This is a genomic window from Glutamicibacter sp. BSL13 (assembly GCF_052928425.1).
Window position 1 is genome coordinate 1 of record NZ_JAVGCZ010000102.1, and the last position, 9,212, is coordinate 9,212.

The following is a 9,212-nucleotide window of genomic DNA, read 5'->3' on the forward strand; positions in this document are numbered from 1 at the left end:
CGGCGGCGCAGGCGCTGACCGGGGTATAGGTCCCGGCCTTGGCGCCGTAGGCCATGGCCACCTGCGCGCTGGCGGCATTGGCCATCAGCATCGGCACGGTGCGCGGGGAGACCCGCCGCGGCCCGGAATTGTGCAGCACCTCTTCCTGGGCCAGCAGCGTGGTCAGCCCGCCGATGCCGGTGCCGATGACCACCGCCAGGCGTTCGGGGTCGACCTCATCCAGGCCGGCGTCTTCCCAGGCCTCCTGCGCGGCGAGCAGGGCGAACTGCTGAGAGCGGTCCAGGCGGCGTGACTTCGGCCGGCCCAGCAGCTGTTCCATGTCCACGGTGACCGCCGCGGCCACCGCAGTGCCCAGTCCGGCGGCGCTGAAGCGTTCATCCTCCAGGGTGCCGATCCCCGATTCCTGGGCGTTCAGCCCCTCCCACAACTGCTGGGCTCCGCGGCCCAGTGGGGTGATCGCGCCATATCCGGAAACCACAACATTGGCCATGAATCATCCTTCTTGTATGGGAAACAAGTCTTATTGGTTTGTCTAGACTATACCCATGAGTCAGCCGCAGCGAGTCAGCAGTCATTCGGGCAAGCAGGTGCGCGGTTCGGTGACCCGTTCCCGGATCCGGGCCAGCGCCGTAGAGCTCTTCGCCCGCTTCGCCCCCGAGGACGTCACCGTCTCGCGCATCGCCACCCACGCCGGGGTCTACCCGAACCAGATCACCCACCATTTCGGGTCCAAGGACGGGCTCTACGTGGACGCCGCGTTCTCGCTGCTGCTGCGGGATTCGGCACACCTGCGGTCCCTCTCCCGGCGGGCCTCCAGTCCGCAGTCATTTGTGACCGCCCTGGCCCGCACCGCACTGGCCGTGCCCTCCACCCCGATGGTGGTCACCGCGCTTGGCATGGGTCGGGCGAACACGTCCGTGCAGCCGAGCCTGGCGGCCGGCATGAAGGTCCTCTTCCGCCAGTCCACCCGCTATGTGGAGACGGTGCTGGAGGACAAGGCCTGGCACATGCCCAAGTCCGTGGAAAAGGAAGTGCGCACCTTCTGGAGCACCGTGTTCGGCGCCGTGCTGCTCAGCCAGGCCGGCTTCCAGGGGGTGCCCTCGGACCTGGACGTGGCGGCCATGGTGAGCATCGACCGCAACTAGCGCCGCGGCCACGGCCCCTGCCGCGGGGGAACCGGTGCTGGTCCTAGCGCAGGGGGGTGCTGGCCTCGGCGAGCAGGCGTTCATGCACGGCCGTGATGGTGGAGGAGACCTGCTGCTCGGCGATCACCAGGTCTGCAAGCCCCGCTATCGGGTACGAGCCGACGCACACCGAGAATTGGGCGGCCGTGAACAGCTGGGCATCGTTCGCGTCATTTCCGAAGGCCACGAACGGCCCGGCAAGCCACTGCGCGGCGGCCTCGGCCTTCGTCGTGCGCCCGGGGGAGAGGTCGATCAACCCCTGCCCGGTGTGCCGGTGCGTCACCAGCTGCAGGCGCGAGAGGCAGTCAAGCACTTGCGGTGCGTCGCTGAACAGCAGGACCTTGCAGTACCGCTTCAGGTGCCGTCGCGGCAGGTTACGCGCCAGCCCGCCCGGATCCACCTGTCGGCGCAACCGGTGTCCGGCCGGGCCGGTATAGCTGTAGTCCCATGGGGAGTCGATCAGGTAGGCCAGCTGGTGCCGCTCAATGATCGCATCCAGTTCGCGGCGGTCCACTTCGCCAAAGCTCCGGGCCGCACCCTGCCGTCCGTGTCGCACTAGGGCCCCGTTGGCCCCGATCAACAGGTGCCCATGCCAGGCCGCCGGCAACAGGGGCAGCATGTCCCGAATGGGACGGGCCGAGGCAAATGCCATCGGCCGTCCTGCGGCGATGACCCTGTCAATGGCGCGGATGATCGGCGCGGCAACACTGACGCCGTCAAAGCACAGGGTGCCGTCCAAATCGAAAACCATGCTGGGGGCAGCGCTGCTCATCCACCCATTCTAAAAGAGCCGAGGGTAGCCAACTTCATGGCCGCTGATTCGCGTGCGGCCGCGCCGTGGCGGATAATGGAACAGGTCGGTGCGCGGCTATACTTTTGCTTTCGCGCGGAATTGCTGCCGCACGGACTGGTAGTGTCCGTTATGGGCGAGAATGTAAAGGGGATGACCGTGTCTTTATTGAAGACCATTAAGAAGCCTGGCGATCTGCGGGCCCTGTCCCTGGCGCAAATGGAGGAACTGGCCGCGGAGATCCGAGCCTTTTTGATCGACAACGTCGCGCGCACCGGCGGACACCTAGGACCGAACCTGGGCGTGGTGGAACTGACCCTGGGCATCCACCGGATCTTCGACTCGCCGACCGACTCCATCGTCTTCGACACCGGCCACCAGTCCTATGTGCACAAGCTGCTCACCGGGCGCCAGAACTTCGCCACCCTGCGCCAGCAGGGCGGGTTGTCCGGATACCCGGACCGCGGGGAATCCGAACACGACATCGTCGAATCCTCGCACGCCTCCTCGTCCCTGTCCTGGGTCGATGGCATCTCCCGGGCCTACAAGCTCGGTGGGGAAACCGAACGCTACGCCGTGGCGCTGGTCGGGGACGGCGCGCTGACCGGCGGGATGGCCTGGGAAGCGGTGAACAACATCGCCGCGGACAAGGACCGCAAGGCGGTCATCGTGGTCAACGACAACGGCCGCTCCTACGCCCCGACCATCGGGGGCCTGGCCAACCAGCTCTCCGGGCTGCGCCAGCAGCTGGACAAGGTGCGCACCCACCCGGCCTATGAGACCGCGATGGACAAGCTCAAGGACAAGCTCAAGGACTCCGGCGCGGTGGGCAAGTTCACCTACAAGTCGCTGCACGCCACCAAGAAGGGCATCAAGGACTGGTGGGCACCCCAGGGCCTGTTCGAGGACCTGGGCATCAAGTACATTGGCCCGATCGACGGGCACAACCAGGCCGCGGTCGAAGAGGCGCTGTTGCAGGCCCGCCAGTATGCCGGGCCGGTGCTGGTGCACGCAATGACCGAGAAGGGGCACGGCTACGCCCCGGCCGTGCGCGACGAGGCCGACCAGTTCCACGCGGTGGGGGTGATCGACCCGCAGACCGGCGTCCCGGTCGCCGCCCCCGGCTCGCAGAGCTGGACCAGCGTCTTTGGCGAGGAGATCGCCAAGGTCGCCCAGGAGCGCTCCGACGTGGTGGCCATCACCGGGGCCATGCTGCAGCCGGTGGGCCTGAAGAAGATGGCCCAGGCCTACCCGGAACGCGTGATCGACGTGGGCATCGCCGAACAGCACGCCATGACCACGGCGGCCGGACTGGCCTTCGGGGGCCTGCACCCGGTGGTGTGCGTGTACGCCACCTTCCTGAACCGGGCGTTCGACCAGCTGCTGATGGACGTGGCGCTGCACAAGGCCGGGGTGACCATCGTGCTGGACCGGGCCGGGGTCACCGGGCCCGACGGGCCCAGCCACCACGGCATGTGGGATATGGCGCTGACCCAGATCGTCCCGAACCTGCACCTGGCCGCGCCGCGCGACGCCACCCGGCTGCGCCAGGAGCTGCGTGAGGCGCTGGCCATCGAGGACGCGCCCAGCGTGGTGCGCTTCTCCAAGGGATCGGTGGGCCCGGAGATCGAGGCCATCGACCAGCTGCCCGGCGGGGTGGACGTGCTCGCCCGACTCGGGGACCGTTCGGCCCCGGACGTGCTGATCGTCTCCATTGGCGCGATGAGCGAACTGTCACTGGATGTGGCGCAGCGGCTGAACAGCCAGGGCGTGTCGGTGACCGTGGTGGACCCACGCTGGGTGCTGCCGGTCCCGCAGTCGGTGGTGTCCCTGGCCGCCCGCCACCGGATCGTGGTGTGCATCGAGGACGGGGTGCGCGCCGGCGGCATCGGCTCACGGCTGCGCACCGAGATGCGGGCCGCCGGGGTGGACACCGCGCTGAACGAGGTCGGCCTGCCCACCGAGTTCCTGGCCCACGGCTCACGCGCCGAGGTGCTTGAACGGGTGGGGCTCACCGCCCAGCAGGTCGCCCAGGACACGCTCGCCCAGGTGCTGGGCACCAAGGTGCCCTTCGCCCGCCCGCTGCCCGGCCAGGACCTGCCCACCGGCCAGATCCCCAAACTGTGAACGCCGTGTCCTGCCCGATCGGACTCTCCCGCACCCCCGGCCAGCCCCGCCTGGGTCAGCTCGTGGTGGCGCGCGCCTGGAAATACGACGGCACCCCGCACTGGGTGGTGCCCGGCTACCTGCTGGGCTCGGACGAGTACGGCTACTGGATTTTCCAGTCCGAAGGCTCCCTGGTCTCCCGGCCCGGACGCGCCCACCTGGCCGCCTGCGACGCCCTGTGCCTGATCCCGCACACCGGTTCCTGGGTCGGCACCTTCTACGACAACCCGGGCGAAGACGTGGACGTCTACCTGGACATCTCCACCCGCATCGGCTGGCAGACGCTGCCCACCGGGGGCTGGGAAGTGAACTCGATCGACATGGACCTGGATGTGATCCGCTCCAACTCCCGCGGCCTGTTCCTGGATGACGAGGACGAGTTCGAGGAACACGCGCGCACCATGGGCTACCCCGGGCCGCTCATCGAACAGATGCGCAACAGCGCCGCGGAGCTGATGACCGCGGTCCGCGCCGACCAACCGCCCTTCAACCGGCAGTACCGCGCGACCTGGCTGGAGAGGGCCACCGAGCTGCGCGCACCGAATCCGAACCTGAGCGAAACCAAGGACCACTGACTATGGCAATCATCCGCACCTACCATCTGGACGAGAAGAACCAGCTGCACTTCCGGGAAGCCTGGTACCAGCAGTTCGACAACGAGGACCTGGGACAGTTCGTCATCAACCACGGGGCGGTCGGCCACCAGTCCAAGACCAGTTCAGTGCAGGATGTGGACATGGAACGGGCCGATGAACTGTTCGCCGGCTTCCTGGAGCAGTGCCAGGCCGACGGCTACGCCCCGATCCCGGAGCAGGAGCAGTCCTGGGTGATCGTGCAGTACGCACTGAAGAGCGCGGCCGGCACCGAACGCGACCGCTACCTGGAACACAAGGCCACCGACGCGCTGACCTCCCACCTGGCCTGGCGTGGGCTGGGCACCGTGGAATCCAGCGACTTTGCCCCGCACAAGCTGAACATCCGGATCCTGACCCCGGCCCCGAAAAAGGCCGTGGCCGCCGTGAAGGTGTGCATCCGCGAGGCCAAACTCGACTTCACCAAGATGACGATCGCCACCGCCGGCTACGACGGGCTGCAGGCCGCCAAGGCGGTCCACCCGCTGCCGCCCAAGCCGTTCTCGCTGACCTAGCCCGCCTAGCGGCACCGCCGGAAGTATCACCTGGCGCGAAACACCCCCCGAAGAGGAGACATGGAGCAAAGCAAGAGCGGGCACGACGCCACCGGGCGGCGCACCTCCCGCATGGGCGAGAGCCGGGCACCGATGCACCTGGTGTTCCAGGCCAGCATCGGCGTGATCCTGGGACTCGGACTGGTGCAGGTCATCGCCCTGCCGCCGGCTGAACTGGCGTTGACCGGCGTGATCATCAGCATCGTGGCCTGGGCCGTGGAGCACGGCGTGCAGTGGTCCACCGCCAACCTGCGCACCACCGCACGGATCATGCTGGTGCTCAAGCTCGTCTCGCTGATCGGCTTCACCATCTGCGTCAGCGCGCTGATGAGCCTGCTCGGCTAATGGCACCACGGACCGCACGGGACGCAACCATGGACCGCCCACCGGCCGCGAGCCCGCGCCGGAACCGCTGGGGCTGGCCGGGCTGGCGCGCCGCCGCGCTGGTGGCCGGCCAACTGCTGTTCGGACTGGCGCTGGGCATCGCCCTGGCCAGGCTGATGCGGATGCCCGAGGAGCAAAAGGCGCTGATCGGCACGCTGACCACGCTGGTGACCTGGCTGGCGGACGAGGCGTTCACCCTGCCGGGCAAGGACACCCGCAGGGGAAGGATCATTCACGCCGGCCTGCGGATGATCGCGCTGGTCGGCTTCATCCTGGCCCTGCAGTCCCTGGCCGTCCTGAACGGGTGGAACGGCTAGCCCCCACCGCGGCACCCCGGCGGGCACACAGCCCCAGGCTGGGCGCAACACGGAAACCAGTCGGACGGCGCACATGCCAAGGCCCCGGCCGGCTCCCACAACGGGAAGCCGGCCGGGGCCGTTCAGCATGGTGCCGGGGCCGGGTTCCTAGTCGGTGCCGGCGTCGAACGCGGCACTTTCAATGATCCGGTCCTGGGCCAGCTCCTCGCTTTCCACCGGGGAAACCTCGGCGATGGCCTCGGCGCCGCCGGATTCCAGGGCGCCGACCAGATCGGCGGTGTGCCCACCGACCAGGCCCATGGTGGCGTACTGCTCCAGGCGTCCACGCGAGTCGGCGATGTCCAGGTTGCGCATGGTCAGCTGGCCGATGCGGTCCAGCGGGCCGAACGCGGCGTCGCCCACACGCTCCATCGAGAGCTTGTCCGGGTGGTAGCTCAGGTTCTCCCCGGCGGTGTCCAGGATCGTGTAGTCGTCCCCGCGGCGCAAACGCAGGGTGACGGTGCCGGTGATCGCCGAGCCGATCCAGCGCTGGATCGATTCGCGCAGCATCAGCGACTGCGGGTCCAGCCAGCGGCCCTCGTACATCAGGCGGCCCAGGCGGCGGCCCTCGTTGTGGTAGCTGGCCACGGTGTCCTCGTTGTGGATCGCGTTGACCAGGCGCTCGTAGGCGATGAACAGCAGCGCCATGCCCGGGGCCTCGTAGATGCCGCGCGACTTGGCCTCGATGATGCGGTTCTCGATCTGGTCGCTCATGCCCAGGCCGTGGCGTCCACCGATCAGGTTCGCCTCGTTGACCAGGGCGACCGCGCTGCTGAACTCCTGGCCGTTGATGGCCACCGGGCGTCCGGCCTCGAAGGTGATCGACACGTCCTCGGACTTGATCTGCACCGACTCGTCCCAGAACTTCACGCCCATGATCGGTTCGACCGATTCCAGCGAGGTGTCCAGCAGCTCCAGGGTCTTCGCCTCATGGGTGGCGCCCCAGATGTTCGCATCGGTCGAGTAGGCCTTCTCGGCGGAATCGCGGTACGGGAAGCCGTGGGCGACCATCCACTCGCTCATTTCCTGGCGTCCGCCCAGTTCGTGCACGAAGTTCGGGTCCAGCCACGGCTTGTAGATCTGCAGCCGCGGGTTGGCCATCAGCCCGTAGCGGTAGAAGCGCTCAATGTCGTTGCCCTTGTAGGTTGAGCCGTCGCCCCAGATGTCCACGCCGTCTTCACGCATGGCGCGCACCAGCAGGGTGCCGGTGACCACACGGCCCAGGGGAGTGGTGTTGAAGTAGGACTTGCCGCCGGAACGGATGTGGAAGGCGCCGCAGGCCAGGGCCGCGAAGCCCTCCTCGACCAGGGCCGGCTTGCAGTCGACCAGGCGTGAGGCCTCGGCACCGTATTCCAGGGCGCGGCCGGGAACGGCGTCGATGTTCGGCTCGTCGTACTGGCCCAGATCCCCGGTGTAGGTGTAGGGGATGGCGCCGTTGTGGCGCATCCAGGCGACGGCAACGGAGGTGTCAAGGCCGCCGGAGAAGGCGATTCCGACGCGTTCTCCGACTGGAAGGTTAGTGAGGACTTTAGACATGTATCCAGCATAGTGGATAAATATGCAATGTAGTGAATTTTGACCGAAATATGTCCGTGACCTCATCCGAACCGATAGGTTGTAAGCAGGGTCCGGCGCGCTGCGGCGCGCTGGTGAAGAAATCAGAGGCAGACCACCGCCGCAGCACCTCGGGCCGCCCGCCGGCCGCCGACGGGAACCGGGCGCGGTGGTGGGTGACCGCGGGCAGCAGCAGCGTGCCCGCCAAGGAGGGAACATGGAATTCCGCCAGCTGGGACACAGCGGGTTGAGCGTGTCAGTGGTCGGCCTGGGGTGCAACAACCTCGGCCGGGCCGGGACCGCCACCGAGGACCAGGCAGGAACCGATGCGGTGGTGCACGCGGCACTGGATGCCGGGATCACGCTGTTCGACGTCGCGGACATGTACGGCAAGCAGCCCGGCCTGTCCGAGCAGCGGCTGGGCAAGGCGCTGGGAAAGCGCCGCGACGAGGTGGTGCTGGCCACCAAGTTCGGCCTGGACATGCAGGGGGTGAACGGGGCGGACTTCGGGGCCCGGGGCTCGCGGCGCTACATCATGCGCGCGGTGGAGGCCTCCCTGCGCCGGCTGGGAACCGAGTACATCGACCTCTACCAGTTCCACACGCCGGATCCCAATACGCCGATCGATGAGACGCTGCGCGCGCTGGATGATCTGGTCACCTCCGGCAAGGTGCGCTACATCGGGCACTCGAACCATGCCGGCTGGCAGATCGCCCAGGCCGAGTACGTGGCCCGGCAGCTCGGATCCCACCGCTTCATCTGCGCCCAAAACCACTTCAACCTGCTTGACCGGCGGGCCGAGCTGGAGGTGCTGCCGGCGGCGCGCGAATTCGGTCTCGGGGTGCTGCCCTACTTCCCGCTGGCCAACGGCCTGCTGACCGGAAAATACTCCAAGGGCAGTGCACCGAAGGGCAGCCGGCTGACCCACGCCCGCCAGCACCTGCTGGAAACCAGCGACTTCGAACAGCTGCAGCGCTTCGCGGATTTCGCCGCCGAACGGGAGCTGAGCCCGGTGCAGCTGGCCTTCTCCTGGCTGGCCGCCCAGTCCCCGGTGGCCTCGGTCATCGGCGGGGCGACCCGCCCGGAACAGGTCACCGCGAACGCCCAGGCCGTGCGCTGGGTGCCCACCGCTGCCGAGCGTGAACAGCTGGACGAGATCTTCCCCAGCCCGCAGCGCGTCGCACTGTTCTAGCGCCGCGGCACGGCCCGGCGCCGCGGGTGGGACGCGTGGGGGACAAGGGGACGGCCAGGGGTCGGTACCGGCTTTTTGGGCCGGCCCCGGCCCCTGGCCGTTGCATCTCGCGGTGTGGGGCCTAGCTCTCGGCCGGGACGTAGACCAGGATGTTGCCCTGCTCTATGGTGCAGGCGAAGCGGGTCAGCGCGCCCTTGGCCGGGCCCTCGGTGGCGGTGCCGTCCAGCGGGTCAAAGTGCGAGCCGTGGCAGGCGCAGTAGAAGTCCGTCTTGGCCGGGGACTTCACGCCCACCGCGCAGCCCTGGTGGGTGCAGATGTTCGAGTAGGCCAGCACGGTCTGCTCGTCCTGGCGGTAGAGCAGCACCCCGACGTCCGCGCCGGAGGGGTCCTTCGCGGCAAC

The 9,212-nt window shown here is 68.1% G+C and carries 11 protein-coding genes; 7 read left to right on the forward strand and 4 right to left on the reverse strand.

Annotated features, from left to right (window positions below):
* Positions 1-490: beta-ketoacyl synthase N-terminal-like domain-containing protein (locus RCJ92_RS13495; protein WP_446754814.1), on the reverse strand; the 490-nt coding region annotated here is incomplete at its 3' end.
* A gap of 55 nt (positions 491-545) precedes the next feature.
* On the opposite strand from RCJ92_RS13495, the gene RCJ92_RS13500 reads away from it, so the two are divergent.
* Positions 546-1,145, forward strand: coding sequence for a TetR/AcrR family transcriptional regulator C-terminal domain-containing protein (locus tag RCJ92_RS13500; protein ID WP_446754815.1), 600 nt, complete (start codon positions 546-548; stop codon positions 1,143-1,145).
* A gap of 43 nt (positions 1,146-1,188) precedes the next feature.
* On the opposite strand, the gene RCJ92_RS13505 is transcribed toward RCJ92_RS13500, so the two are convergent.
* Complete coding sequence (locus RCJ92_RS13505) at positions 1,189-1,956, reverse strand: HAD-IIB family hydrolase (RefSeq protein WP_446754816.1); 768 nt, start codon at positions 1,954-1,956, stop codon at positions 1,189-1,191.
* 177 nt (positions 1,957-2,133) lie between these two features.
* Here RCJ92_RS13505 and dxs point away from each other — a divergent pair, with 177 nt between their 5' ends.
* From dxs to RCJ92_RS13530, 5 genes are read left to right on the forward strand one after another with little or no spacing between them, the layout of a single operon-like run.
* On the forward strand, positions 2,134-4,101 hold the full coding sequence (dxs, locus tag RCJ92_RS13510; RefSeq protein ID WP_446754817.1) for a 1-deoxy-D-xylulose-5-phosphate synthase: 1,968 nt from the start codon (positions 2,134-2,136) through the stop codon (positions 4,099-4,101).
* Between the two features lie 5 nt (positions 4,102-4,106).
* On the forward strand, positions 4,107-4,715 hold the full coding sequence (locus RCJ92_RS13515; RefSeq protein ID WP_346923045.1) for a DUF402 domain-containing protein: 609 nt from the start codon (positions 4,107-4,109) through the stop codon (positions 4,713-4,715).
* A 2-nt stretch (positions 4,716-4,717) separates the two neighbouring features.
* Positions 4,718-5,287 (forward strand): hypothetical protein, encoded by a 570-nt coding sequence (locus tag RCJ92_RS13520; RefSeq protein ID WP_343832757.1) that lies wholly within the window; start codon positions 4,718-4,720, stop codon positions 5,285-5,287.
* Between the two features lie 60 nt (positions 5,288-5,347).
* Positions 5,348-5,671 carry a hypothetical protein gene (locus tag RCJ92_RS13525; protein ID WP_054821823.1) on the forward strand — a complete coding sequence of 108 codons (324 nt, stop codon included), beginning with the start codon at positions 5,348-5,350 and terminating at the stop codon, positions 5,669-5,671.
* A gap of 29 nt (positions 5,672-5,700) precedes the next feature.
* Positions 5,701-6,027 carry a hypothetical protein gene (locus RCJ92_RS13530; protein WP_446754818.1) on the forward strand — a complete coding sequence of 109 codons (327 nt, stop codon included), beginning with the start codon at positions 5,701-5,703 and terminating at the stop codon, positions 6,025-6,027.
* Positions 6,028-6,174: 147 nt separating this feature from the next.
* Here RCJ92_RS13530 and argG read toward each other — a convergent pair whose 3' ends face one another.
* The gene (gene argG / locus RCJ92_RS13535; protein WP_343832762.1) at positions 6,175-7,602 is read right to left on the reverse strand and encodes an argininosuccinate synthase; all 1,428 of its coding nucleotides are present in this window, start codon (positions 7,600-7,602) and stop codon (positions 6,175-6,177) included.
* Between the two features lie 235 nt (positions 7,603-7,837).
* Here argG and RCJ92_RS13540 point away from each other — a divergent pair, with 235 nt between their 5' ends.
* Complete coding sequence (locus RCJ92_RS13540; RefSeq protein WP_446754819.1) at positions 7,838-8,812, forward strand: aldo/keto reductase; 975 nt, start codon at positions 7,838-7,840, stop codon at positions 8,810-8,812.
* Positions 8,813-8,933: 121 nt separating this feature from the next.
* Here the strand turns inward: RCJ92_RS13540 and RCJ92_RS13545 are convergent.
* Positions 8,934-9,212: Rieske (2Fe-2S) protein (locus RCJ92_RS13545; protein ID WP_446754820.1), on the reverse strand; the 279-nt coding region annotated here is incomplete at its 5' end.